Raw genomic sequence first — 24199 nt, 5'->3', positions numbered from 1 at the left:
CGGTCCATGTCCGAGCTCACGCTGCTGCTGATCCGGCTCGCGTTCCTCGCGGTGCTGTGGTTCTTCGTGATTGCCGCGGTCGGTGTGATCCGGACAGACTTGTTCGGATCCCGTACGGCCGCCGCCGCCCCCGCCCGCAAGGCGCCCAAGCCCGTCAAGGCCCCGGCCAAACCCAAGAAGGGGAAGGGGGAGCCCCGGCAGATGGTGGTCACCGGTGGCCCCCTGCAGGGCACCACCATTACCCTCTCGGAAACGCCCATCACCATCGGCCGGGCGAACGACGCCACGCTGGTGGTCAGCGACGACTACGCCTCCAGCCGGCACGCCCGGCTCTTCCCCCAGGACGGTCAGTGGATCGTGGAAGATCTCGGTTCGACCAACGGCACGTACCTCGACCGCTCCAAAGTCACCCGTCCGACCCCGGTGCCGCTCGGTGTTCCGATCCGCATCGGTAAGACCGTCATCGAATTGCGCAAATGACCATCGCACTCCGTTACGCCGCCCGCTCCGACGTCGGCCTCCTCCGCGAAGGTAACGAGGACTCGGCGTACGCCAGCGGCCGCCTGCTCGCCGTCGCCGACGGCATGGGCGGGCACGCACACGGCGAGGTGGCCAGCTCGGTCGCCATCGCCGCCATGTCGTCCCTCGACGAGGACGCGTTCGGGGGTGACCTGCTCAGCGCCATCGAGGCCGCGGTCCGCGACGCCAACCGCAGGCTCCACGAGATGGTGGGGCGGGATCCCAGCCTCAAGGGCATGGGCACCACGCTGACCGCCATGTTGTGGTCCGGCACGAGGGTCGCCCTGGTCCACGTCGGCGACTCCCGCGCCTACCTGCTGCGGTCCGGGGAGCTCTACCAGATCACGCACGACCACACCCTCGTGCAGTCGCTGGTGGACGACGGCCGGATCACCCAGGAGGAGGCCGCCACCCACCCCCAGCGGTCGATCCTGCTGCGCGCGCTGGACGGAAGCGGCGAGGTCGATCCCGACCTGTCGCTGCGCGAGGCCCAGCTCGGCGACCGCTACCTGCTCTGCTCCGACGGCCTGTCCGGCGTCGTGAGCGCGGAGACGCTGCACCACACGCTCTCCACGATCGACGACCCCGAGACGGTCGTCCGCACGCTCGTCGACCTGGCCAACCGCGGCGGCGGCCCGGACAACATCACCTGCGTGCTCGCCGACGTCCTGGAACTGGACGAGGGCTTCCCGCCCGCCACCGAGGTGGCCGTGGTGGGGGCCGCGGGCTCCACGCTCGGCCGCGCCGCGCAGGCACCGGAGGCCCCGGGCGGCCACGCGAACCCGGCGACCATGCCCCAGCCCGTCGTCACCGACGACGACCTGGACGCCCAGGAGCCGCGCGCCAGAGCCGCCGCCCGGCCGGCCAGGCGGCGCCGGCTCTGGCCGCTGCTGGCCGCCGTGGGCGGCGTCGCCCTCGTCGGGGGCGGCCTAGGCTGGTATTTCGGGAACCAGTGGCTCGACGACCAGTACTTCGTGGGACTGCGGGGGGAGGAGATCGTGGTCTACCAGGGGGTGAACACCACGCTGGGCCCCTTCGAGCTCTTCGATCCGGTCCACCACTCCACCGTGTCCGTCGCCGCGCTGGGCCCCGCCGAGCAGAAGCAGGTCCGCAACGGCATCCCCGTCGCCGACCAGGCCGCCGGCGTCAAGAAGGTCGAGGAGCTCAAGGCCTCGTCCGAGGAGGGCGCGGACGGCGGCAAGCCCGCCGCGACCCCCTCGCCGACCCCCGCCGCGACCCCGAGGTCCGGCGGCACCGCGACCCCGAGGCCGACGAACACATGAGTGCCCCCAGCGTCGAACCCGTCCCCCTGCCGGCCAAGCGGCGGGTGGCGCAGCTGGCGATGCTCGCCTTCGCGGTCCTGATCGTGATGGCCGCCTACGCCGCCGTGGGCATGGGCATCGATCAGAAGATCCCCTCGGGCATGCTCACCTACGGCCTCGGCCTGGGCGGTTTCATGCTCGCCGCCTACCTGGTGCTGGCCCGGTTCGCGCCCTGGGCGGACCCGCTGATCCTGCCCCTGGTGACGCTGATCAACGGCCTCGGTCTGGTGATGATCTACCGCCTGGAGGTGGGTGCGGGCGGCAGGGGCGGCGCCTCCGCCACCACCCAGCTGCTCTGGACCGCCGTCGGAGTGGTCGTCTTCGCGGTGACGCTGATCGTGCTGCGCGACCACCGCGCACTGCAGCGCCTGACCTACACCGCCGGGGCCGCCGGACTCCTGCTGCTGGTCTCGCCGCTGCTGCCGATCATCGGTGAGGACATCAACGGCGCCCGGATCTGGATCAAGATCGGCGGGTTCACCCTCCAGCCGGCCGAGCTCGCCAAGCTCGCCCTGATCGTCTTCTTCGCCGGCTACCTGGTCGCCAAGCGCGACGTGCTGGCGCTGGCCGGCCGGCGGCTGCTCTTCATCGACCTGCCCCGCGCCCGCGACCTCGGCCCGATCCTCATCACCTGGGGCTTCAGCCTCGGCGTGCTGATCCTGCAGAAGGACCTCGGCTCCTCGCTGCTGATCTTCGGCACGTTCATCGCGATGCTCTACATCGCCACCCAGCGCACCTCCTGGGTGCTGATCGGCATCCTGCTCTTCGTCGGCGGCGCGGTCCTGGCCGGCCTGGCCTTCGACCACGTCGCGGCCCGTTTCGAGGTCTTCCTCAACCCCGAGTCCAACGAGCTGTTCTACCGCGAGCTGGGCGGCAGCGCGCAGCTCATGGAGGGCCTGTTCGGCATGAGCCAGGGCGGCATCCTCGGCACCGGGCTCGGCCAGGGCCACCCCGGGCTGATCCCGCTGGCCTTCTCCGACTTCATCTTCGCCGCCATCGGCGAGGAGCTGGGCCTGACCGGTCTGATGGCGCTGCTGATGATCTACGGGCTGCTGGTCGAGCGGGGCCTGCGCACCGCGCTCGCGGCCCGCGACCCGTTCTCCAAGCTGCTGGCGGGCGGCCTGTCGTTCATCCTCGCCTGGCAGGTCTTCATCATCGTCGGCGGCGTCACCAACCTGATCCCGCTCACCGGTCTGGTCACACCGTTCATGTCGCAGGGCGGCTCGGCGCTGCTGGCCAACTGGATCCTTATCGCGCTGCTGGTACGGATGTCGGATGCGGCCAGGAAGCCGCCGCCCCAGGCCATCCAGGACGAAGGAATGACGCAGGTGTTCCAGCGATGAACGGCACCCTCAAGCGCGCCGCCCTGGCCTGCATGATCATGTTCGGCCTGCTCATGCTCAACATCAACTACCTGCAGGCCGTACGGGCCGAGGACCTGAAGCAGGACGCCCGCGACCGGCGCAACTTCTACGCCCGCTACGAGGTCGAGCGCGGCCTGATCACCGCGGGCAAGACGGTGCTCGCCGAGTCGGTCCCGAGCGGCGACACGGACACCCCGTTCAAGCGCCGCTACCCCGGGGGCGAGGTCTACGCGCCGGTCACCGGGTTCTTCGCGCCGGAGAGCACCCGCGACATCGAGCGGGCCAAGAACGACCTGCTCGACGGCTCCAGCGCCGACCTGGTCATCCGGCGCGGCATCGACCTGTTCACCGGCAAGACGACCAAGGGCGCCAACGTCGAGCTGACGATCAACCCCAAGGCGCAGGAGGCGGCCTACAAGGCGCTCAGCGCGAGCGGCAAGAAGGGCGCGCTGGTCGCGATCGAGCCGAAGACCGGGGCCATCCTGGCGATGGTCTCCGTGCCCAGCTACGACCCCAACCTGCTTGCCCCCGCCGACAAGGCGAAGGTCAACGAGGCCTACAACAAGCTGGACAAGGACGAGGACAAGCCGCTGGTCAACCGGGCGATCGAGCGCACCTACCCGCCGGGCTCGACCTTCAAGGTCGTCACCATGGCCGCCTACCTGAAGAGCGACGACTCCCTCGGCCCGCAGTCCCAGGTGGACGCGCCGCAGCGGCTCGACCTGCCCAACACCACCGCGGACCTGCCCAACTACGGCGGCGCGGCGTGCGGCGCCGGACGGGTGACGCTCTCGTTCGCCCTGGAGAAGTCCTGCAACACGCCGTTCGGCAAGATCGGCATGGACCTCGGCTACGAGGCGATGAAGGAGCAGGCGACCGATTTCGGCATCGGGGGAGACCCGCTGGAGATCCCCATACCGGTCGCCGCCAGCAGCATCGGCCCGGAGGAGGACCAGGCCGCGCTCGCCCAGGCCTCGATCGGGCAGCGCAACAACCAGATGACGCCGCTGCAGATGGCCATGGTCGCCGCCGGGATCGCCAACGACGGCGTGGTCATGAAGCCGTACCTGGTGAAGAAGGTCGCCGACGCCGAGGGCACCGAGATCGAGACCGCCGACCAGGACGAGCTCTCCACCGCGATGAGCCCGGAGAACGCGGCCAAGCTCAGGGAGATGATGGTCAACGTCGTCAACCTCGGCACGGCCAGCGCGGCGCAGATCCCGGGCGTGACGGTCGGCGGCAAGACCGGCACCGCGGAGACCGCCGAGGGCCGCGACCCGCACGCCTGGTTCATCTCCTTCGCCCCGGCCGAGAACCCGGAGATCGCGGTCGCGCTCATCGTCGAGTCCGGCAGCGCCGGGAGCGACGCCTCCGGCGGCCAGACCGCGGCGCCCATCGCCAAGAGCGTGATGGAAGCGGTGCTGGGTAGATGACGTCGTTGCTCGGTGGCCGATACCGCCCGCTGGGGCGGATCGCCGCCGGCGGCATGGGCGAGGTCTGGCGGGCCAGGGACGACCTGCTCGCCCGCGAGGTGGCCGTGAAGCTGCTCCGCACGCACGTGGCGGCCGACCCGCACTTCCGCGAGCGCTTCCGCACCGAGGCGAGGATCGCGGCCGGGCTGGCCGACCCCGGCATCGCCCAGGTCTACGACTACGGCGAGGACGGGGGCGTCGCCTATCTCGTGATGGAGCTGGTCCCCGGGGAGTCGCTGGCGAACATCCTGGCCCGCAACGGCACGCTGGGCGCGGAGGTCACGCTCGACGTGGTCTCCCAGACCGCCAGGGCCCTGCACGCCGCGCACCGCTCGGGCATCATCCACCGGGACATCAAGCCCGGGAACCTGCTGGTCACCGAGGGCGGCACGGTGAAGATCACCGACTTCGGGATCGCCAGGGCGCTGGAGGCCGCGCCGGTGACCCAGACCGGGACCGTGCTCGGCACCGCCCAGTACGTCAGCCCGGAGCAGGCCTCCGGGACCGTGCTGACGCCCGCCACCGACCTCTACTCGCTGGGCGTCGTGGCCTACGAGTGCCTGGCCGGCCGCCCGCCGTTCACCGCCGACAACCAGGTGGCGATCGCGCTGATGCACCTCAACGATCCGCCGCCCCCGCTGCCGGCGAGCGTTCCCGCCGCCGTACGCGACCTGGTGGCGGCCTGCCTCGCCAAGGACCCGGCCCGCAGGCCGGCCGGCGCCAAGGAGCTGGCCGACCGGGCCTACGTGCTGCGCGAGGCGCTCGCCACGGCGGGCGCGGTGGAGCTGGGCATGCTCACCGACCCCGCCGGATGGCGGGCGGAGCCGGGCCCCGTGCGGCCGGAGACGCCGGGCGCGGGGTGGCCGGAGGGGGCCGTCGCGGCCGGCACGGCCGCGGACCACCGCGGGCCCGTGCCCGGCGGTCCCGACGACGTGCGGACCGCCGTCGCGCCCGGTTCCCGTACGGCGGGCGCCCCCCGGGCGGCCCCGGGACGGAGCGGGCTGCGGCGGGCGAGCGCGATCGTCGCGGTGACGGCCGGATGCGCCGCCGCCGTGGGGCTGGGCACGCTGGTGGTCCAGGACCTGGCCGGCCGGCAGGACGACGGGGGGTCGGCGGAGCCGTTCACGCCTCCGACCCCGGTGACCGGGTCGCCCACGGCGAAGCCCGGCAGGAGCAAGCCGGCGACGACCCGTCCCGCGGTCTCTCCTGCCAAGTCGCCCCGGCCGTCGCCGTCGCCGTCGGCTACGGTAAGTACGTCGGTCACGTCCACTCCCCGGCCGACGAAGAAGTCTCCGACCCCGAGCCCCACCCCGACCACTCCGACCCCGCCACCCACCACCCCGACGGTGACACCGAGCCTGACACCGAGCGACACTCCCGGACCCGGGGACACAACCCCGCCGAACGGGGAGACGTGATGCGTCACGGGGTCGATGATGGACACCGGTGGCCCGAGAGCCCACCGGCACCCAAGATGAACGGTAAGGGACAGTGCAGGAAATGACTCAGCCCCGACGCCTCGGCGATCGCTACGAGCTTGACGGCGTCGTCGGCCGTGGCGGCATGGCCGAGGTCTATCGCGCCCGGGACATCCGGCTGGACCGGGTCGTCGCGATCAAGACCCTCCGCGCGGATCTGGCCAGGGACCACACCTTCCAGGCCCGTTTCCGCCGGGAGGCGCAGTCCGCCGCGTCACTGAACCACCCGTCCATCGTCGCGGTCTACGACACGGGCGAGGACGTCTCGGAGGGGGCGCCCGTCCCCTACATCGTGATGGAGTACGTCGACGGCAGCACCCTGCGCGACCTGCTCAGGGCCGACCGGCGGCTGCTGCCCGAGCGCGCGGCCGAGCTGGTCGACGGGATCCTCCGGGCGCTGGACTACAGCCACCGCGGCGGCATCGTGCACCGGGACATCAAGCCGGCGAACATCATGATCACCCGCAACGGCGACGTCAAGGTCATGGACTTCGGCATCGCCCGCGCGATGGCCGACTCGGCCGCGACCATGACCCAGACCGCCCAGGTCATCGGCACCGCCCAGTACCTCTCGCCGGAGCAGGCCAGGGGCGAGCGGGTCGACGCCCGCAGCGACATCTACTCCACCGGCTGCGTGCTGTACGAGCTGCTGACCGGGCAGCCGCCGTTCACCGGCGACTCCCCCGTGGCCATCGCCTACCAGCACGTGCGCGAGGACCCGATCCCGCCGTCGCAGATCGACCCGGAGATCCCCAAGTGGGCCGACGCCATCGTGCTCAAGTCGATGGCGAAGGACCCGGCGCACCGCTACCAGAACGCCGGGGAGATGCGGGCCGACATCCAGCGGGCCATGTCGGGCATGCCGACGGACGCCCAGACGATGGCGATGACCGCCGGCGGCTACAGTGGGGCCACCCGGACCATGCAGCAGCAGCCGCCGGCCGGCGGCCCGGCCACGCAGCGCACCACCGCCGTCCCGCCGTACGAGTACGGCCCCGAGGAGGGCGGGCGCGGCGAGCGCGGCCGCCGCCGCCAGCAGAGCCAGGGCAACACCGCGGTCAAGACCGCCGCCTGGATCCTGATCCCGCTCCTGATCATCGGAGCGTTCATCGGCGCCGGCTACATGTTCCTGAGCTCTCCCGGCGACTCCGCCGAGGGGGGGAAGGTGACGATCCCGTCGCTGGCCTCCCAGACGGAGGCCGCGGCGACCAAGACCCTGGAGGGCCTGGGGCTGAAGGTCAAGAAGACCGAGGAGTTCCACGACGACCAGCCGAAGGGCGCGGTCATCGAGACCGATCCCGCGTCCGGCACCGACGTCCCGAAGGGCAGCGAGGTCACCCTCGTCGTCTCCAAGGGCGTGGAGAAGGTCGAGGTGCCGGACCTGGTCGGCAAGTCCGTGGACGAGGCGACGCAGTTGCTGGAGGATCTGGGCCTCAAGGCCACCCTGCAGACCAAGCCGTCCGCCCGCAAGCAGGGCATCGTCTTCGAGAGCAACCCCCCGGCGGGCAAGAAGGTCAACAAGGGCAGCTCGGTCCGGATCGTCGTCCCCGCGGAGGCGCAGGAGCTCCCCGCCGTCCTCGGCTACAACGTCGACGAGGCGAAGACGATGCTCGAGGAGCTGGGCTTCCGGGTCAAGGTCGTCGAGCAGGCGAGCGACCAGGCCGAGGGGACCGTGCTGAACCAGACGCCCGAGGCCGGATCCAAGCTCCAGCCGAACACCACGATCACGCTGACCGTCTCCACCGGAGAGCCGCCGACCCCGACGGAGAACCCGTTCCCGACCGAGGACCCGACGACCCCGACCGAGGACCCGTTCCCGACCGAGGACCCGACGGAGCCGACGGAGGACCCGTTCGTCGACGAGCCTCCGGCCGACAACGGCTGATCCACGCAGCACGGACCGGGCAGGGCCCCCGCCGCACGGCGGGGGCCCTGCCCCGTGCAGCGGCCCCTGATCCGTACGGCCGCGCCGTACGGATGCCACGGCGCATGTGGAGAGCCCCTCCGCCACTCGGGGGCAATGGCGGAAGGGCTCACTGGTTAGTCGCTCGGGGCGCTCCCGGCGTTACACGATTCCGTCGAGCCAGTTTCCGAGCAGCCGGTGCCCGTGCTCGGAGATCACCGACTCGGGGTGGAACTGCACGCCCTCCACCGGGGCCGTGCGGTGCCGCAGACCCATGATCACCCCGTCGGCGGTGGCCGCGGTGACCTCCAGGATCTCCGGGACCGTCTCGGGCCGTACGGCCAGCGAGTGGTAGCGCGTCATGACGACCGGGGACGGCAGCCCGGCGAAGACGCCGCTCCCGTCGTGGGAGATCTCGCTCGTCCGGCCGTGCATCAGCTCGGGCGCCCGCGCCACGGTCGCGCCGTGCGCCACCGCGATCGCCTGGTGACCGAGGCAGACGCCGAGCAGCGGCAGGCCGCGCTCCTCGCAGTAGCCGACGAGCGGGACGCTCACCCCCGCCTCCTCGGGGGTGCCGGGCCCGGGGCTGATCAGGACCCCGTCGAAGCCGGCCGCGTCCCCGACCGCGACGTGGTCGCGGGGCCGCACGTCGCAGTCGGCGCCGAGCTCGCGGAGGTACTGGACGATGGTGTGGACGAAGCTGTCGTGGTTGTCCACGACGAGGACGCGGGTCACCGGCCTGCGACCGCGCGGCCGGGGAGAACGCACTGTTCGTACCAGGAGAGCACGACACACCAGCGTACGGCCGCCGCCGGGACACCGGGGACGCGACACCCGGTGGACCGGGATGCCGCCCGCCGGAGAACGGGCCGCCCGCGGGATCGCCATGTCCCGCATGCGCCGACTATCCTTACTCCGGTCGTCGCCCACCAGCGATTACGCTAGCTGACAGAACCTGCGCACAATCCGGATCGCGCAGGGTTGACGCAGGAGAACCCCAGTGCCCAAGTCCAAGGCTCGCAAGAAGGCGGTCTACACCCCGCCGCAGACGTCCCAGCAGGTCAAGGTGAGCCCGCGCTGGCTGGCCCCGGTCATGGTGGCCTCGTGGATCATCGGCATCCTGTGGATCGCCGTCTACTACGTGGCGCCCACCGCTCCCTTCCTGGGCGACCTCCGGGACTGGAACCTGCTGATCGGGTTTGCTTTCATCATCTTCGGTGTGGTGCTCTCCACCCGCTGGCGTTAGAAGTTTCCACAGACATATCCACACCCTGGGGACGCATCAGGGTGTGGATCAGCCTCCGGACGTCATCCACGCGTCGAAGGCGAACGGCGGCAGCAGCAGGACCACGGCGACCAGCGCCAGCAGGACCGCGGCGCACCCGCCCCACTGCACCGCGTTCCGGCTCCTGGCCGGGGCGTAGGCGAGGATCGCGCTGACCAGGGCGCCGGTGACGAGGCCGCCGAGATGGCCCTGCCAGCTGATCCCGGGCACCGCGAAAGTGATCACGACGTTGATGCCGATCAGCCAGATCACGCCCCGGGCGTCGTAGCCGAGCCGCCGGGAGACCACGAACAGCGCGCCGAACATGCCGTAGATCGCGCCCGAGGCGCCCACCGCGACGAGGCCGAACAGGTAGATCGCGACCGAGCCGCCGATCGCGGAGAGCAGGTAGAGCGCCAGGAACCGGACGGAGCCGAGCCGCCGTTCCAGCTCGGGGCCGAGAGCGTAGAGCGCCCACATGTTGAACAGGATGTGGGTGAGCGCGAAGCCTCCGGAGCCCAGCGGCATGTGCAGGAACGCCCCGGTGACCAGGCGCCACCACTCGCCCCTGTAGGCGACGTCTCCCGCGCTCATCGCGAAGTCGTTCAGCACCCGGTCGGTGGCGACCGTCTCGGCGAGGTAGGCCAGGACGTTGACGGCCAGCAGCGCCCAGGTGACCCGGGGGACGGTCACCGCCCGGCCGCCGAAGACCGCCTTCGTCTGCCGCACCGTCCGGCCGCCCTGCGCCACGCACTCGGGGCACTGGAAGCCGACCGAGGCGTCGCGCATGCAGTCGGGGCAGATGGGCCGCTCGCAGCGCTGGCAGCGCACATAGGTCTCGCGGTCCGGATGGCGGTAGCAGGTGGGTACGGCCTGCGTGCCGGACTCGCCGGGAGGCTGGGTGGTCATGGCGTCTGGGTGGCCCTTTCGACCGTGCGTTCTTCCCCGCCCACCCTACGCAGAGTCCGGGGTCCGTGCGGCCGCCGCCGATGGTGGTCGCCGGCGGCCGCCGCACGGATGGGTCAGCCCTGGACGCGGTCGACGGTGACCGACTCCAGCACGACGTCGTCGACCGGACGGTCGCCGCGGGCCGTGGGGGTCTTGGCGATGGCGTCGACGACGTCCTGGCCCTCCACGACCTCGCCGAAGATGGTGTGCTTGCCGTTCAGGTGCGGCGTGGGCACCACGGTGATGAAGAACTGCGAGCCGTTGGTGCCCCGGCCCATCTGGATGCCGGCGTTGGCCATGGCGAGCAGGTAGGGGCGGTTGAAGTAGAGGTCCGGGTGGATCTCGTCGTCGAACTTGTAGCCCGGGCCGCCGACGCCCTGGCCCAGCGGGTCGCCGCCCTGGATCATGAAACCGTCGATGACCCGGTGGAAGATGGTGCCGTCGTAGAGCTTGGCGTTGGTCTTCTCGCCGGTCTCGGGGTGCGTCCACTCCCGGGTGCCCTCGGCCAGCTCGACGAAGTTGCGCACGGTCTTGGGCGCGTGGTCCGGGAAGAGCTGGACCTTCACGGTGCCGCGGTTGGTGTTCAGGGTCGCGATCAGCTTCTCAGCCACGATCGGACTGCCCCCTTCGGATCGTCTGGCAAAGCCTGTAAAGGCGCTGCATTTGTGGTGTTTTGATAACTACGGCCGTCACCGGCCCAACCAGCATCCTCCCACGGCTGGTCATGATTGAGCCGCTTTCGAGCGGGAAGGGGTGCCTGCGGGGCCCCAACGACAGGGGAGGAGTTGCTGTGCCTCTTGCACTATTTGGAAGTCGCCGCACCACCATGGTGATGCCGGAAGCACGTATGCGCCTGGCGAAGAACCAGCTCATGCGAGCCGCCGAGCGGGTCGGCCCGATGGCCGCCCACGCCCGCGAGACGGCCCGCCACGCGGCCGCCGAGAAGATCATCGATGCCCGCGGGTGGGCTGCACCAAGACTAGACGCCGCCGCCCACTCTTTCGAGGACCAACTCGCGCCGCGCATCACCGCGATGTTGTCCCAGGCCGCGACGAAGATCGACCCCGCGCCGCGGACCAGGACCCGCTGGCCGATGCTCCTGCTGATCACCGGTGTCGCCGTCGGCGCCGCCGGCTTCGCGATGTACCGCAGGAACACCGAGCAGTGGGCCGACTCGATGAAGGGCAGCGCGGCCGACGCGTCCCACTGGGTGAGCGACAAGGCCCGGACCGCGGCGGACAAGGTCTCCAGCGCGGCCGGAGGGGTGCGGAACCGGGCCGAGGAGTTCGGCCACAAGGCGGACCCCTCGTCGGACGAGTTCGGTAACAAGATCAGCACCGAATCGTCCTCGGCCTCCGCCACCAAGCTGCCCTGACCCGGCAGAGTTCCACCGGTACGGCCCGCACCGCGAGGTGCGGGCCGTACTCTTTCCGCGAACCGGCGCCTCCCCCCGGAGCGGCGCCCCCTCCGCGCGCCCGGGGCCTCTCCCGTACCCCGCCCGGCCTCCGGGGCCTTCCCGCCGGGACGCGGTGTTGACGGCTCCACCAAGCGCTTGTTAGATCGTGTTCCCCAGGCACGGAGGAGCACGTATGACGCTGTCCCCGCTCGACGACTACCCCGTCCACCAGTCACCCGAGGTGATGCGGCACGTCACGACCTCGGACCGCAACTTCTACGACCGGTACTACTTCAACTGCCACACCGGGTCCGACGAGCTGATGCTGATCATCGGGGTCGGCCAGTACCCGAACCTCGGCGTCACCGACGCCTTCGCCTGCGTGCGCCACCGGGACCTGCACCGGGTGGTCCGGGCCTCCCGGGAGCTGGGCGACGACCGGATGAACACCGAGGTCGGCCCGTTCCGGGTCGAGGTGCTGGAGGGCCTGCGCCGGCTCCGGGTCGTGCTCGATCCCACCGAGCACGGCCTCTCCTACGACCTGACCTGGGAGGGCACGATCCCGGCGACCCTGGAACCGCGCCACTTCGTGCGCTGGCAGGAGCGCGTCGTGTTCGACTCCTCGCGGATGGCCCAGACGGGGCGCTGGACCGGGCACATCATGGTCGGCGACGAGCGGATCGAGGTCACCCCCGACCGCTGGCAGGGCACCCGCGACCGCTCCTGGGGCGTCCGCCCGGTGGGCGAGCCGGAACCGCCGGGCATCCAGGCGAAGAACGCCGGGACCTTCTACTGGCTCTACGCGCCCATGCAGTTCGACGACCACGCCATCCTCTGCATCGTCCAGGAGGACGAGAAGGGCCGCCGGGTGCTGGAGGAGGCGGTCCGGGTGTGGGGCTTCGGCTCCGGCAGGGAGGGCGAGCAGGAGTATCTCGGACGCCCCGAGTACCGCCCGGTCTACGCGGCGGGCACCCGGGACGTGCGGGAGGCGGTGATCTCCTTCTCCCCGCCGGGCGGGAAACCCTTCGACGTGCACTGCACTCCGGTCCTCCCGGTGCACCTGATGGTGGGCACCGGGTATGGCCTGGAACCGGACTGGAAGCACGGTATGTACCAGGGGCCCGGCCCGGTGGTGCAGGGGGTCACGTACGCCCTGCCCGGGGACGCCGCCCGCATGTGGGGCATGGTCGACGCGGTCGGCCGCTTCGAGTACGACGACCCGTCGGGGGCCGCGCGGGGCCCGCAGGTCGGCCACGGCCTGTACGAGTACTGGGCGCTGGGCCCGCACCCGTCCTTCCCGGAGGGCTGAGCCCGCCCCGCGGGCCCGCGCCGCACGCGCGGGCCCGCGGCCCGGACCGGCCGGTCTCCTCCCCGGACCCGGCCGCACGCCGGGACCGGCGGCGGGAGCCGTACCGGTCCCCGTCAGGTACGGCTGCGCCGGGCGCCGCCCGGACCGCCCGCGGTGCTCCGCCTCAGGGCGGGAACGCGTCCGGGCGCAGGAACGTCGGGCGCAGGAACGTCGGGCGGGGGTGCGTCGGGCGGGGGTGCGTCGGGCGGGGGTGCGTCAGTCCTTCCCGCCGCAGGCGGCGATCGCGCCCTCGGGGGCCGGGACGGCCTCCACCACGAGCTCCGGCTTCCCGGCCTCCCCGGGACCGTCCGAAGCCTTCAGGGTCACCTTCACTCCCTCCGGGCTGCCCTCCAGCCGCGTCACCGTGCCGTCCGGCCCGGTGACCACCAGATGGCCGGGCTCGGACGTCCCCGACGCGTCGCCCGGCCGGGCGGGGACGGCGGGCACCGCTTCGACGCGCACCGTCTCCGCCGGTCCGCCCCCGGCCTCCAGTTCCTTCATCTCCTCCTCGGTGAGCGCGGGCGACGTGAAGCGGGGCCCGTCCACGCCCTTCTCGCAGACGACCGTGAGGCCCTTCTCCGCGGGAGGCGGAGGAGTGGGGGTGTCGGCGCTGGCCGCGCCGCTCAGGGTCGCCATCAGGGCTCCCGCCGTCACCACGGCGGCGGCGAGGATGCGGATCCGCATGCTCGGTCCTCCTTGTTCGATCGGGTTCGTCGGCGGCCGGGACCGCCGGTCACACACTCCCGCCCGGCACCTGAAGCGGGCCTGAAGGCTCCCGAAACCGTCTTCAGGTCGGCTTTAGGTCCCGTGCGCCAGGCTGAGGGCATGCGCGTGCTGCTGGTCGAAGACGAGAAGCGCCTGGCCGACCTGCTGAAGAGCGGGCTGACCGGCGAGGGGTTCGCGGTGGACGTCGCCCACGACGGGCGCGACGGGCTCTGGATGGCGACCGAGAACACCTACGACGTGATCATTCTCGACGTCATGCTGCCCCGGATGAACGGCTGCACCGTCTGCGCCAGGCTCCGCGACGCGGAGGACTGGACCCCCATCCTGATGCTCACCGCCAAGGACGGGGTGCACGACGAGGCCGAGGCCCTGGACACCGGGGCCGACGACTTCCTGTCCAAGCCGTTCTCCTACGTGGTGCTGCTGGCCCGGTTGCGCGCGCTGGTCCGCCGGGGCGGCACGGCCCGGCCGGTCTCCCTCACGGTCGGCGACCTCGTCGTCGACCCGGCGGGGCTGCGCTGCCGCCGGGGCGCCACGGAGATCTCCCTCACCCCGAAGGAGTTCGCGGTCCTGCACGGCCTGGCCCGCAGGCAGGGCGAGGTGGTCTCCAAGAGCGAGCTGCTCGCCCAGGCCTGGGACTTCTCCTACGACGGCGACCCGAACATCGTCGAGGTCTACGTCAGCGCGCTCCGCAGGAAGATCGACGCCCCCTTCGGCCGGTCCTCGCTGGTGACCGTGCGCGGTGCCGGATACCGACTGGAGGCCTGAGATGTCACGGATGTCGGTTCAGGTCAGGGCGACCCTCGCGGCGACCGCGATCGTCGCGGTCGCGCTGGGGGCCGCCGCGGCCGTGCTGGCCGGGGTGCTCGGCGGGAACCTGGCCAGGAGCGCCGTCACCGAGGCCGGGCGGCGCGCCGACGTCACGGCCGGCATGCTCTCCTCGCTGACGGTCTCCGCCGAGCGGGCCGTCGGGGTCGTGGACCCCGACGTCCAGATCCTCAGGGGGAGCGAGGAGACGCTCGCGGACGGGCGGACGACGGTCATGCTGTGGTCCGGCACGCCGGATCCCGGCCTCACCGCCGCGCCCGGCGCGGAGACCACCCGCCCCGGCGCGGAGACCGCCTCCCCCGCGGGGCGGGCCGCCGCCGCGCCCGGCGGGGAGGGCCCTTCCGTCACCGCCGTACCGGCCGGGACGTGGGCCCCCGAGGGGGCCTACGTCACCGCGACGGCGCCGGTCGCCACCGCCGAGGGCCCGCTGCTCGTCCAGGCCAGGGCCTCCCTGGAACCGGCGCGGGCCGCGCTGGAGACGCTGAAGAGCGTGCTCGTCCCCGGCATCCCCGCCTTCCTCCTGCTGGTCGCCGCCCTCACCTGGCTCGCGGTCGGCCGGGCGCTCGCCCCGGTCTCCGCGATCCGCGCCGAGATGGCCGACATCACCGCCAGCGACCTGCACCGCCGGGTCCCGGTGCCCGGGTCCCGCGACGAGATCGCCCGCCTGGCCGAGACCATGAACCGCACGCTCGACCGCCTGGAGTCGGCCGTCAGCCGGCACAAGCGCTTCGTCGCCGACGCCGCCCACGAGCTGCGCAGCCCGCTGGCGGTCCTCCGCACCCGGCTGGAGCTGGCCCCGCCCGGGCCGTCGGCCGCCGAGGCGCTGACGGACGTGGAGCGGATCCAGTCGCTCACCTCCGACCTGCTGCTCCTGGCCCGCCTGGACGCCGGCGAGCCGGACCGGCACGAGGAGGTGGACCTGGGCCAGGTCGCCGCCGAGGAGGCCACCCGCGCCCGGCCCCGGCCCGAGGTCCGGGTCGGCCTGGAGGTCGCCGCCGACGTGGTCGTCCGCGGCTCGGCCGGGCAGCTCCGCCGCCTGGTGGCCAACCTGGTGGACAACGCCGTACGGCATGCGGGCTCCGCCGTCACCGTCCGCCTGGCCGCGGAGGGGGGCGAGGCCGTACTGGAGGTGTGCGACGACGGGCCGGGCATCCCCGCCGAGCACCACGAGGCGGTCTTCGACCGGTTCACCCGGCTGGACGAGGCCAGGGACCGGGACGCCGGCGGCTCCGGGCTGGGGCTGGCGATCGCCAGGGACATCGCGCTGCGGCACGGCGGCACCCTGGCGGTCGTCCCGGGGCCGCCGCCGGGCGCCTGCCTTCGGGCCCGGTTCCCCGTGCAATGAGCGGGAGCGGTTCGCCGGACGGGCTCCCGCCGCGGTCCCGGTAGGAGGAAGCCCTCGTCCGCCGGGTCAGCCGAGCGGGAGGGAGTAGGTGGTGTGACGGTGCTCGATCTCGAACCCGGCGCGGGTGTAGATGCCGAGCGCGCCGGTCGGGTTGTCGGCGTCCACCCCCAGCCCGGCGCTGCCGTACCCCTGGGCGCGGAACTCGGCGAGAGCGTGCGCGATCAGCGCGCTCGCCACGCCCCGGCCCCGCCACTCGCGCAGGGTGCCGATGATCTGGATCCACGCCTCGCGGACCCCCGTGGCCTGGGTGTCGGCCTCGTAGTACTGGGTGAGCAGCACGCCCGCGCAGCCGCCGGAGTCGTCCACCGCGACGAAGGAGCTCTCCGGGCGGAAGGTCCGCGTGCCGACGAGGGAGGCCCGCCAGGACTCCGGGGTCTGCGGCACGCTGCCCCAGTGGTCGGCGAAAGCGGCGTTGCGCACCTCGCGGACGGCGTCCTCCAGGTCCTCCCGGTAGGGGACGATCTTCAGCCCGTCGGGGAGCGGCGCCTCAGGAAGCTCGCGGGCCAGGTCGCGGTCCATGTCGTAGAACCACCGGGCCGGGGCCATGCCCGCCCCGGTGGCCAGCGTCCTGGCGCCCTCGTTGCGGTCGTCGGTGTACAGGTGCAGCTCGAGCGGCTGCCCGGGGAACCGGCGCTCGTGGAGCACCGGGGCGGTCCCGGCGGCCCAGTCGAGCAGGTGCCGGCCCAGGCCCCGGCGGCGGCGGGCCGGGTGCACCCCGCCCCACATGATCATCTGATGGACCGGCTCGGCCGCGGGGCGGGACAGGAGCACGACGAAGGCGACCGGCCTGCCGTCCTCCCGGCCGATCAGCGTGCCCTCCGCCAGGTCGACCATCGGATTGGCGAGCTCGTCGGCGAGATCGTCCGCGTCGTGGTTCTCACCGGTCCTGTCCTCGGCCTCGATCGCGGCCATCAGCCCGGCCAGCTCGGCCGTGTCGTCCATGGACAGCGGAGCCCATTCAACCGTCATGGTTCCGGAGCATATGGACCGTCCCTTCCGGAACGCGACCGGTTTTCCCACCGCACGGGCCCGTCAACGGCGGCTCAGGAGAGGTTCCCAGGCGCCGGGTCTCTGGCTGTGCTCCTGGAACCCGGTGAGCGGGACGAGCGACGTCCCGTCCCGGCCGATCACGACCAGCCGGCTGCGGAACTCGCTGCCCGCGCAGCCGGCCGCCCCGTTCAGCTCGCAGGCCCAGGCGATCAGGTGGTCGTCGTCCGCCCAGGCGACGAGCCGCTCGACCAGGTGCCCGGCCACGCCTCTCTGCAGGGGGGTCGACCGGCTGCCCTGCGTGTCCGTGATGGCCAGGCTCGCGTAGTCGTCGGCCAGCCACCGCCCGCTCGGCGACAGGCCCGCCTCCTGGCTGCTGCCGTGTCTCTCCCGCTCGGGCACCGGCTGCGCCTTCCCTACCAGGTCGTAGAACTTCTTCGGCTCCGCCGCGCTGTGACCGCGTTCCCAGACCAGCGTCCCGTCCGTGCTCCACCGGAAGTCCATACCTCGCTCCCTGGGCATGCCCGCCCACGCCACCTCGCGGAACGCGGCCCGGCCGCTGTCCACGTCCACCACGGTGAACCCGGTCCGGCTGTTCGGCGGCGTCCGCTCGCTGCCGCCGGAGTCGATGATCCCCACCACCGTCGGGTCGCCGTCGTAGTTGGTGAGCAGCAGCCGCCTGCCGTCGGGCGACCAGGACACCCCGCCGGCCGGCTGGTCCAGGTCGATCCACCGGACGTCCCCGCCGCCGACGCCGAGCACCCCGACCCGGCGGGCGGGCAGCTTCTCCAGGACCGCGGCGGTCCTCCCGCCCGGCGCGACGTCCAGCGCCGCCCACCGGGTCCTCTCGTACCCGCCCGACCTCTCGTCGTAGAGGAACCAGGTCCGCCGCAGGACCCGCACATCGTCGGAGAGCATCTCGTGCCGCCAGGTGGAGTAGGCGTAGACGGCCAGATCGTAGGCGGCGACCAGGTGCTCCGGCGGGCTGGACTCCGGGTCGGCCCGCACGTCCCGGGCCGGGCCCGGGCCGGTCAGGACGGTGGCGGACCGATCGCCGTCCACCTGCACGATCTGCGGGTTCTGCTTGTACGCGATGAGGGCCACCGCCACAGCCGCCGCGCTCACGATCGCCCCCGCGGCCACCGCGAACGCCCTGAACCCGGCCCGCCTGCGCCTGCCCAGCGCCCGGTCCGCGAGCCCTCCGGGGACCCGGGCCTCCCCCGACCAGTCGCGGAGGGTCTGCCTGACGAGCTCGTCGATGGTCATGCCCTCGCCTCCCCGAAGATCGTGTACGGCTCCCGCAGCTCGGGCGCGTGCGCGCGGAGCTTCGCCAGGGAGCGGTGGGCCGTGCTGCGGACCGTCCCGACCGAGCAGCCGAGGATGGCCGCCACCTCCGCCTCCGGCAGGTCCTCGTAGTAGCGCAGGACGAGGACGGCCCGCTGCCGGGCCGTCAGCCGGGCCAGCGCCCGGCGCATCACGATCCGCAGCTCGACGCCGGAGGTGCCGTCGTCCCCGGCCCGCTCCGGCGGCTCGGCGAACGTCGGCTCCCTGCGCCGCCGCCACCAGGAGACCTGCTGGCGGTAGATCGCCCGCCGGACGTAGGCCTCCGGCTCCTCGACCGTCCGCCACCGGGCGGCGGTCCCGGCCAGCGCTGCCTGGAGCAGGTCCTCGGCCGCGTGCTGGTCTCCCCCGGTCAGCAGGTACGCCAGGCGCATCAAGGCCGGCGAGCGCGCCGACACGAAGTCGCGGAACCGTCGCTCCTCTGCGGCGTCCACGATCACCTCCACTGTGCGGGTACGCCCCTAAGACGCTCCGGGGCGGGACCCGCTATGCCTCCGTACGGAGACTTCCGAGGCGTGCGACGATCTCCGCCACCGTCTCCTCCGGGAACGGGATCCGGGCGGGATCGCCGCCGGTGGTGAGAATCTCGGCGGCGGTGACGTGGTCGGCGTGCTGGCGCCGTACGAAGTCGCGGTCCACGACGGCGCCGTGGCCGGGCACGACCGTCTCGCCGGGCAGGCCGAGCAGGCGGGCGAGGGTGCCCGGCCACTCCAGCGGGAAGGCGTCCCCGAACTGCGGCGGCGCGCCCTCCTCGACCAGGTCCCCCGCGAAGACCACCCCCGCGTCGGGGACCTCGGCCACGATGTCGTTGTCGGTGTGCCCGCGGCCGAGGTACCGGAGCCGGACCTCGCGGCCGCCGAGGCCGAGGGTGACGGTGTCGGTGAACGTACGGCCCGGCGGCGTGATCTCCACCTCGGCCAGCTCCTGCGGGCCCTCGTGCAGCCACTTGCGGCGCTGCGCCTCGCCGGTGGCCGCGGCCGCCTCGGCGCACCTGACGTGGCCCCAGATGTCGGCGGGCAGGAAGACCGCGTTGCCGAAGAAGTGGTCGAAGTGGGCGTGCGTGTTGACCACGGTCCAGGGCAGGGCGGTGACCGTGCGGACCGCCTCGGCCAGCTCCCGGCCCTGGCGGTGGGACATGCGGGTGTCGACGACCAGGCAGCCCTCGTTGCCGACGACCAGCCCGGCGTTCAGGTCGAACGACTCGTGCCGCCGGACGTAGACCCGGTCACCGACTTCCCGCCACCGTTCAGTCATGCGTCAGAGCGTGCCAGATCGCGGGGGCGGGTTCACCGCGCCTTCGCGGTCAGGGTCAGGTTCACCGTACCGACCGTGACCTTCAGGCCCCTCGTCTTCGCCGCCGTCCTGGCGGGCCTGGTGACGATGGTCAGCTTCGTCTTCGCCCCGGGCGCCAGCCTGGCGATCGTGCACCGCACCGCCGTACCGCTGAACGTGCAGCCCTTGCCGGCCCTGGCGATGTTCTGCCCGCCGAACGTGCGGCCGGAGACCTTGACCGCCGTGACCGTTGTGCCGGTGGTGTTGGCGACCGTCACGGTGTAGGTGTTCCCGGAGACCCGGCCCGCCGCCTTGACCGCCGAGCGCGGCTTGGCGAGGAGCTTGAGCTGGGAGAGCGTGCCGTTGAAGGAGTTCTGCCCGCCGGGCAGGCCCCGCCCCTTGTCGGCCGACTGCCAGAAGGTGTGCCGGGTCCAGCTCGCCGGGAGCTCTCCCGGCTCGGCGCCCCACCGGGCCAGCCAGAGCGGGTTGCGGCCGAAGCCGGGGGAGTCGCCGGTGCAGGTCCGCCACCAGCTGGTGGTGGTGTAGATGATCGCGTCGCGTCCGGTCCGCTGCCGGTAGCGCCGGGTGAAGTCGCCGATCCAGGCGGTCATCTTCTGCTTGCTCAGGCCGTAGCAGTTGTTGAGGCCGTTGCGGTTGTTGTACGGGTTGTCCTCCACGTCCAGCACGCCCGGCAGGGTCCTGCCGTCGGGGGTCCAGCCGCCGCCGTTGTCGATGAAGAAGTCGGCCTGCTCGGCGCCGCCGGACTCGTGCGGCTGGGCGAAGTGGTAGGCCCCCCGGAGCAGCCCCGCCTCGGCGGCGCCGCCGTACTGGGCCTCGAAGTGCTCGTTGGTGTAGTCCAGACCCTCGGAGGCGTACACGAACGCGAAGGCGACCCCGCCCTCGGCGACGCCGACCCAGTCGATCTCGCCGGTCCAGTTGCTGACGTCCACGCCGGGAACGGCCGGTCCGCTCAGCGTCCGGACGGCTCCCGGAACCGCGTGCCCGGCCGCCGCGGAGGTGTCCGCATGAGCGGTTCCGGTCCCTGAGAGCAGTGCCGCCGCGGCGACGGCGACGGCCATAGGACGATGTTTCACGTGAATCCCCCGCTCTCCGCGTAACAACGGGGAAGATCCTGGCGGATCCGTCGCAGAGGCCGCAAGAGTGATGCATGATTCCCCCATGACGCGCGATCTCGTCGAGTTGCACGTCCGGGCCGGAGAACTGGCCGGTTCCGGCTCCTGGGTCTACCTCTGGCTGCTCGGCCCCCGAGTGATCTACGTCGGCACGACGGGCCTGCCTCCCGAGGTCAGGACCTGGCTCCATCTGCACGACCCCGACCCCGCCGTCGGCCGCCTGCGGGCCCGCCACCCCGGGATCGCCGCCGACGACCTCGACGTCCTCGCCTTCCGGCTGCCGGACGGGACGGACCGCCCCCGGGCCAAGGCCGCGGCGGTCGCCGGCCTCTCCGCCGCCGGGTGGTTCTCCGAGCACTACGTGGGCGACCCCCCGTCCGCAGGGGACCCCTCGTTCGCTTCCCTGCTGGACCGGATCACCACGGCGCTCGGGGAGAGGCACGGGGCGCCCGCCGTACGACGACAGCCCTGAGGTCCGCCCGGGACTCGGCCCTTTTCGGGGTTGCGACTCGACTCCACGTCGGCCGCGTGAGCTTTCCTGTCATCGACGGATCACATCAAAACGGCAATACGGTCATTGATCCCTCGTTAGCCTCGGCTCATGCGATTGCGGCGCAGCACGCTCCTCGTCTCGGTGGTATCGGGAATCACCGTCTCGGCATCCGCGTGGACCGGCCAGTCGACGGCCGCCACGGCTCCGCCGTACACGGGCCCCGCACCGTACGCAGGCTCCGCGCGGGCCGGGACGCCGCAGGGACCGTCCGGCCCGGGGAGCCCCGGCGGGCGTGTGCCCGTCCCGGCGGCGGCCCGGGCGGCCGACACCTCGCGCCCGACGCGGGTCATCGGCGACGGCACCCCCGCGAGCTGCACGTCGCAGGCCGTGGTGAAGGCGGTGGCCGCGGGCGGCGTCATCACCTTCTCCTGCGGCCCCAAGCCCGTGACCATCAAGCTGACCGCCACCGCGAAGGTCCGCAACACGAGTTCGAGGGTCGTCATCGACGGCGGCGGGAAGGTGACGCTCAGCGGTGCGGGCAGGCGGCGGATCCTCTACATGAACACCTGCGACAAGGCCCAGGTGTGGACCACGTCCCACTGCGACGACCAGAAGACCCCGCAGCTCACCGTCCAGAACCTGACGTTCGCGGACGGCGACGCCACCGGGGAGCGGCTCGAAGGAGGCGGGGGCGGCGCCATCTTCGTGCGCGGCGGCCGGCTCAAGGTGGTCGACTCCCGGTTCGTCCGCAACCGCTGCGACCCCACCGGCCCCGACGTGGGAGGGGCCGCCATCCGGGTCCTCGACCAGTGGCGTGATCTGCCGGTCTACGTCGTCGGCAGCACGTTCGGCGGGGCTCCCGGCCTGGGCGGGGTCTGCTCGAACGGCGGCGCGCTGAGCAGCATCGGGGTGTCGTGGGAGGTGCTCAACAGCGTCTTCACCCACAACAGGGCCGTCGGGCGGGGCGCCAACCCGGCGAAGGCCGGCACCCCGGGTGGCGGCAGCGGCGGGGCCGTCTACGCCGACGGGAACCGGTTCACCGTACGGATCGCCGGCTCGGTCGTCCAGGACAACCACGCCCGCGAGGGCGGCGGGGCCGTCTTCTTCGTCAGCAACGACCGCACCGGCACCCTGCGCATCGAGCGTTCGGCGCTGCGCCGCAACCGCAGCGCCGGGTTCGAGACCCCGGGCTTCCCCGGTGTCTTCTACCTCGGCGCCGGCGGTAAGCCGGTGGTGGCCTCCTCCACGATCAGGTGAGTCACGGGCCGGTGCGGAAGGCGGCGGGCGGCGGGCGACGGTTCTGCCGGTTCTGCCCCATCGGCCCCCTGTGCCTGGAGTAGCGTTGCCCGCCGTGACCGACTTCATCTCCTTCCCCTTCTACGACCTGTTCCAGGAGAACGGGCACGTGCCGCAGATCCGCGAGAAGCTGCCCCCGCTCCTCACCGGGGTACGGCGCAGCATCCTGGAGATCGGTGCGGGAACCGGTCTGATCACCACGTCGCTGGCCGACTGGACACCCGCCGAGATCTTCGCACTGGAGCCCTCGGCCGGTATGCGCGCCGTACTGCTGTCCCGGCTGAGCGCGCGCCCGGAGCTGCTCGATCGCGTCACCGTGCTCTCCTGCGACGCGCTGAGCGTGGACCTGGACGAGCCGGTCGAGGCCATGGTGATGATCAATGTGATGTACGCCCTGGAGCCGGACTACCGCAGGCGGCTCTGGCCGGTGCTGGCGGACCGGCTGGAGCCCGGCGGCCTGCTGGTCTTCACCTGGCGCGCCGGCGGTCCCCCCGCGCCGCGTCCGCTCCAGGAGCTGGAGTCGCGCCGGGTGGGCCGGCACACCTACACGGTCCTGTCGGAGGTCCTCGGATCGGACGGGGAGGCGTTCGAGGCCCGCTACCTCTACCGGATCACCGAGAACGGCAAGGTGATCGACGAGGAGGAGATCGTCGGCCACGCCTACCGCCCCGTGTGGGAAAAGCTCGAACCGGAGCTGACCGGGGCGGGTTTCGTCCGGGCCGACGCGCCCGAGGGACTCCTGGCCTGGCGGCTCGCCTGAGGCCGGGCGGACACAGCTCCTCCGCCCGCCGCGGACCACCGGGCCTGACGCGGCCGGCGGCCTAGAAGAGGCCCTCCTCGATGTTGGAGTCGTCGCTGATGGTCCCGCCGTCGCCGTCGATGAACTTCGCGGTGATGTAGACCTCGTCGCCCTTGTTGGCGAAGCCGTCGTCCTCGTTGAGGAACGACCCCTGGGGCACCTCCCAGCTGTACTCCAGCCGGATGCCGTCCGGTCCCGCCGTCAGGCCGTGGTCCCCCCTGTACCAGGTGATCGGACCGTGGAGGAACTGGTCGGTGCCCGGGTCGCTGCCGTAGAAGCGCACCTGGATCCTGCCGCCGTGGATCAGGTAGCCGTTCGCGTCGTACTCGTTCATCGGCACGTGGACGCTCAGCGTGATGGTGCGGGCGGCGGGAACGCCGGTGTTGAAGCCGATCTCGAGATTGGCGGTGATCTCGGTCGCCGCCTGGGCGGGCGTCGTGACCAGTCCGACGACGCCGACGGCGGCTACCAGCGCGGCGGCCAGCCTGGTGAGGATTCTGTTCATGAGATGTCTCTCCGGTTGTGGTCGCCGGGCTCGCGGCCGGGCGATCGAGGGTCGTGGGACGCGACCGGTCGCACTCCCGGGGAGACCGGAGCGCGACCGGTTCATACGTACGGCGTTCCATCCCGTTCCACCGGGTTCCAGATGCCGTATCCGTACTGCCGCCGGCTCCCGGCACACCGCAGCCCGCGGAAGAGGATCCGGACCGGCCCGAAAATGCTCAGAGCGTATTTCCGCCCATGGTGAAGAACGGTACGCGGACCGAAAGAGGAAAACCGAGGAAAACCCCTGCCGACCGAGGAGAACACCTGCCGGCCTCCGCGTCCCCCGGTCCGGCGCTCCGGGAAGAACACCTCGTCCGGATGATGCATACGGTCCGGGTGCCGTCGGCGCGCCCTTCGGA

At 72.3% G+C, this 24199-nt stretch carries 24 protein-coding genes; 14 read left to right on the top strand and 10 right to left on the bottom strand.

Annotated features, from left to right (window positions below; all coding sequences use genetic code 11):
- Nucleotides 1-6 precede the first annotated feature (6 nt).
- From FHS22_RS00280 to pknB, 6 genes are all read left to right on the top strand, one after another.
- A complete protein-coding gene (locus FHS22_RS00280; RefSeq protein ID WP_184937225.1) occupies nt 7-480 on the top strand; it encodes an FHA domain-containing protein FhaB/FipA in 474 nt (157 codons plus the stop codon).
- Nucleotides 477-1802, top strand: a complete 1326-nt coding sequence (locus FHS22_RS00275; RefSeq protein WP_184937223.1) for a Stp1/IreP family PP2C-type Ser/Thr phosphatase — start codon at nt 477-479, stop codon at nt 1800-1802. The genes FHS22_RS00280 and FHS22_RS00275 overlap by 4 nt, the downstream gene beginning before the upstream one ends.
- Entirely contained in the window at nt 1799-3184 is a 1386-nt protein-coding gene (locus FHS22_RS00270) for an FtsW/RodA/SpoVE family cell cycle protein (RefSeq protein ID WP_184937220.1), read from the top strand. Before FHS22_RS00275 ends, FHS22_RS00270 begins: the two co-directional genes overlap by 4 nt.
- The gene (locus FHS22_RS00265) at nt 3181-4638 is read left to right on the top strand and encodes a peptidoglycan D,D-transpeptidase FtsI family protein (RefSeq protein ID WP_184937217.1); all 1458 of its coding nucleotides are present in this window, start codon (nt 3181-3183) and stop codon (nt 4636-4638) included. The genes FHS22_RS00270 and FHS22_RS00265 overlap by 4 nt, the downstream gene beginning before the upstream one ends.
- Nucleotides 4635-6095: a serine/threonine-protein kinase gene (locus FHS22_RS00260; protein WP_184937214.1), complete on the top strand. Its 1461-nt coding sequence runs from the start codon at nt 4635-4637 to the stop codon at nt 6093-6095. Before FHS22_RS00265 ends, FHS22_RS00260 begins: the two co-directional genes overlap by 4 nt.
- An 82-nt stretch (nt 6096-6177) precedes the next feature.
- A complete protein-coding gene (gene pknB / locus FHS22_RS00255; RefSeq protein WP_184937210.1) occupies nt 6178-8040 on the top strand; it encodes a Stk1 family PASTA domain-containing Ser/Thr kinase in 1863 nt (620 codons plus the stop codon).
- Between the two features lie 180 nt (nt 8041-8220).
- Here the strand turns inward: pknB and FHS22_RS00250 are convergent, their stop codons facing one another.
- Nucleotides 8221-8793: an anthranilate synthase component II gene (locus tag FHS22_RS00250; protein WP_338047534.1), complete on the bottom strand. Its 573-nt coding sequence runs from the start codon at nt 8791-8793 to the stop codon at nt 8221-8223.
- 265 nt (nt 8794-9058) lie between these two features.
- Here FHS22_RS00250 and FHS22_RS00245 point away from each other — a divergent pair, with 265 nt between their 5' ends.
- Nucleotides 9059-9304 (top strand): cell division protein CrgA, encoded by a 246-nt coding sequence (locus tag FHS22_RS00245; RefSeq protein ID WP_184937207.1) that lies wholly within the window; start codon nt 9059-9061, stop codon nt 9302-9304.
- A 48-nt stretch (nt 9305-9352) separates the two neighbouring features.
- Here FHS22_RS00245 and FHS22_RS00240 read toward each other — a convergent pair whose 3' ends face one another.
- Complete coding sequence (locus FHS22_RS00240) at nt 9353-10231, bottom strand: rhomboid family intramembrane serine protease (RefSeq protein ID WP_184937204.1); 879 nt, start codon at nt 10229-10231, stop codon at nt 9353-9355.
- 113 nt (nt 10232-10344) lie between these two features.
- Nucleotides 10345-10881: a peptidylprolyl isomerase gene (locus tag FHS22_RS00235; protein ID WP_184937201.1), complete on the bottom strand. Its 537-nt coding sequence runs from the start codon at nt 10879-10881 to the stop codon at nt 10345-10347.
- A gap of 221 nt (nt 10882-11102) precedes the next feature.
- Here FHS22_RS00235 and FHS22_RS00230 point away from each other — a divergent pair, with 221 nt between their 5' ends.
- Nucleotides 11103-11645 (top strand): hypothetical protein, encoded by a 543-nt coding sequence (locus FHS22_RS00230; protein ID WP_184937198.1) that lies wholly within the window; start codon nt 11103-11105, stop codon nt 11643-11645.
- Between the two features lie 214 nt (nt 11646-11859).
- Nucleotides 11860-12975 carry an Rv3169 family protein gene (locus tag FHS22_RS00225; RefSeq protein ID WP_184937195.1) on the top strand — a complete coding sequence of 372 codons (1116 nt, stop codon included), beginning with the start codon at nt 11860-11862 and terminating at the stop codon, nt 12973-12975.
- A gap of 255 nt (nt 12976-13230) precedes the next feature.
- Here the strand turns inward: FHS22_RS00225 and FHS22_RS00220 are convergent, their stop codons facing one another.
- The gene (locus tag FHS22_RS00220) at nt 13231-13698 is read right to left on the bottom strand and encodes a hypothetical protein (protein ID WP_184937192.1); all 468 of its coding nucleotides are present in this window, start codon (nt 13696-13698) and stop codon (nt 13231-13233) included.
- A gap of 141 nt (nt 13699-13839) precedes the next feature.
- Here FHS22_RS00220 and FHS22_RS00215 point away from each other — a divergent pair, with 141 nt between their 5' ends.
- Nucleotides 13840-14508, top strand: coding sequence for a response regulator transcription factor (locus tag FHS22_RS00215; RefSeq protein ID WP_184937189.1), 669 nt, complete (start codon nt 13840-13842; stop codon nt 14506-14508).
- A 10-nt stretch (nt 14509-14518) separates the two neighbouring features.
- Nucleotides 14519-15913: a sensor histidine kinase gene (locus FHS22_RS00210; protein WP_260407551.1), complete on the top strand. Its 1395-nt coding sequence runs from the start codon at nt 14519-14521 to the stop codon at nt 15911-15913.
- Between the two features lie 66 nt (nt 15914-15979).
- On the opposite strand, the gene FHS22_RS00205 is transcribed toward FHS22_RS00210, so the two are convergent.
- The 5 genes from FHS22_RS00205 to FHS22_RS00185 form a co-directional block, all read right to left on the bottom strand.
- On the bottom strand, nt 15980-16942 hold the full coding sequence (locus FHS22_RS00205) for a GNAT family N-acetyltransferase (protein WP_184937181.1): 963 nt from the start codon (nt 16940-16942) through the stop codon (nt 15980-15982).
- A gap of 63 nt (nt 16943-17005) precedes the next feature.
- On the bottom strand, nt 17006-18226 hold the full coding sequence (locus tag FHS22_RS00200; RefSeq protein ID WP_184937178.1) for a hypothetical protein: 1221 nt from the start codon (nt 18224-18226) through the stop codon (nt 17006-17008).
- The gene (locus FHS22_RS00195) at nt 18223-18735 is read right to left on the bottom strand and encodes a SigE family RNA polymerase sigma factor (protein WP_184937175.1); all 513 of its coding nucleotides are present in this window, start codon (nt 18733-18735) and stop codon (nt 18223-18225) included. The genes FHS22_RS00200 and FHS22_RS00195 overlap by 4 nt, the downstream gene beginning before the upstream one ends.
- 52 nt (nt 18736-18787) lie before the next feature.
- Entirely contained in the window at nt 18788-19555 is a 768-nt protein-coding gene (locus tag FHS22_RS00190) for an MBL fold metallo-hydrolase (protein WP_184937172.1), read from the bottom strand.
- 32 nt (nt 19556-19587) lie between these two features.
- Nucleotides 19588-20652: a lysozyme gene (locus FHS22_RS00185; RefSeq protein WP_184937168.1), complete on the bottom strand. Its 1065-nt coding sequence runs from the start codon at nt 20650-20652 to the stop codon at nt 19588-19590.
- Between the two features lie 100 nt (nt 20653-20752).
- On the opposite strand from FHS22_RS00185, the gene FHS22_RS00180 reads away from it, so the two are divergent.
- The 3 genes from FHS22_RS00180 to FHS22_RS00170 all read left to right on the top strand — a co-directional run bounded on the left by FHS22_RS00180 (nt 20753) and on the right by FHS22_RS00170 (nt 23255).
- Nucleotides 20753-21178, top strand: a complete 426-nt coding sequence (locus FHS22_RS00180) for a hypothetical protein (protein ID WP_184937165.1) — start codon at nt 20753-20755, stop codon at nt 21176-21178.
- Between the two features lie 315 nt (nt 21179-21493).
- On the top strand, nt 21494-22456 hold the full coding sequence (locus FHS22_RS00175) for a hypothetical protein (RefSeq protein WP_221473066.1): 963 nt from the start codon (nt 21494-21496) through the stop codon (nt 22454-22456).
- A 94-nt stretch (nt 22457-22550) separates the two neighbouring features.
- On the top strand, nt 22551-23255 hold the full coding sequence (locus FHS22_RS00170; RefSeq protein WP_184937161.1) for a methyltransferase domain-containing protein: 705 nt from the start codon (nt 22551-22553) through the stop codon (nt 23253-23255).
- Nucleotides 23256-23316: 61 nt separating this feature from the next.
- Here FHS22_RS00170 and FHS22_RS00165 read toward each other — a convergent pair whose 3' ends face one another.
- Complete coding sequence (locus FHS22_RS00165; protein WP_184937156.1) at nt 23317-23799, bottom strand: hypothetical protein; 483 nt, start codon at nt 23797-23799, stop codon at nt 23317-23319.
- Nucleotides 23800-24199 lie beyond the last annotated feature (400 nt).

Origin of the sequence: Thiemannella venezuelensis, from assembly GCF_014203605.1 — a bacterium.
Lineage (GTDB): Bacteria > Actinomycetota > Actinomycetes > Streptosporangiales > Streptosporangiaceae > Planomonospora_A > Planomonospora_A venezuelensis.
The sequence above is the reverse complement of the archived record's forward strand: the minus strand, read 5'-3'. Positions and strand labels throughout refer to the sequence as shown.

Coding starts and splice junctions, on each gene's coding strand:
- FHS22_RS00215 (WP_184937189.1), top strand. CDS start 13,840: ATGCGCGTGCTGCTGGTCGAAGACGAGAAGCGCCTGGCCGACCTGCTG.
- FHS22_RS00225 (WP_184937195.1), top strand. CDS start 11,860: ATGACGCTGTCCCCGCTCGACGACTACCCCGTCCACCAGTCACCCGAG.
- FHS22_RS00200 (WP_184937178.1), bottom strand. CDS start 18,226: ATGACCATCGACGAGCTCGTCAGGCAGACCCTCCGCGACTGGTCGGGG.
- FHS22_RS00165 (WP_184937156.1), bottom strand. CDS start 23,799: ATGAACAGAATCCTCACCAGGCTGGCCGCCGCGCTGGTAGCCGCCGTC.
- FHS22_RS00205 (WP_184937181.1), bottom strand. CDS start 16,942: ATGACGGTTGAATGGGCTCCGCTGTCCATGGACGACACGGCCGAGCTG.
- FHS22_RS00230 (WP_184937198.1), top strand. CDS start 11,103: ATGCCGGAAGCACGTATGCGCCTGGCGAAGAACCAGCTCATGCGAGCC.
- FHS22_RS00265 (WP_184937217.1), top strand. CDS start 3,181: ATGAACGGCACCCTCAAGCGCGCCGCCCTGGCCTGCATGATCATGTTC.
- FHS22_RS00190 (WP_184937172.1), bottom strand. CDS start 19,555: ATGACTGAACGGTGGCGGGAAGTCGGTGACCGGGTCTACGTCCGGCGG.
- FHS22_RS00260 (WP_184937214.1), top strand. CDS start 4,635: ATGACGTCGTTGCTCGGTGGCCGATACCGCCCGCTGGGGCGGATCGCC.
- FHS22_RS00210 (WP_260407551.1), top strand. CDS start 14,519: ATGTCGGTTCAGGTCAGGGCGACCCTCGCGGCGACCGCGATCGTCGCG.
- pknB (WP_184937210.1), top strand. CDS start 6,178: ATGACTCAGCCCCGACGCCTCGGCGATCGCTACGAGCTTGACGGCGTC.
- FHS22_RS00275 (WP_184937223.1), top strand. CDS start 477: ATGACCATCGCACTCCGTTACGCCGCCCGCTCCGACGTCGGCCTCCTC.
- FHS22_RS00240 (WP_184937204.1), bottom strand. CDS start 10,231: ATGACCACCCAGCCTCCCGGCGAGTCCGGCACGCAGGCCGTACCCACC.
- FHS22_RS00220 (WP_184937192.1), bottom strand. CDS start 13,698: ATGCGGATCCGCATCCTCGCCGCCGCCGTGGTGACGGCGGGAGCCCTG.
- FHS22_RS00270 (WP_184937220.1), top strand. CDS start 1,799: ATGAGTGCCCCCAGCGTCGAACCCGTCCCCCTGCCGGCCAAGCGGCGG.
- FHS22_RS00185 (WP_184937168.1), bottom strand. CDS start 20,652: ATGGCCGTCGCCGTCGCCGCGGCGGCACTGCTCTCAGGGACCGGAACC.
- FHS22_RS00180 (WP_184937165.1), top strand. CDS start 20,753: ATGACGCGCGATCTCGTCGAGTTGCACGTCCGGGCCGGAGAACTGGCC.
- FHS22_RS00280 (WP_184937225.1), top strand. CDS start 7: ATGTCCGAGCTCACGCTGCTGCTGATCCGGCTCGCGTTCCTCGCGGTG.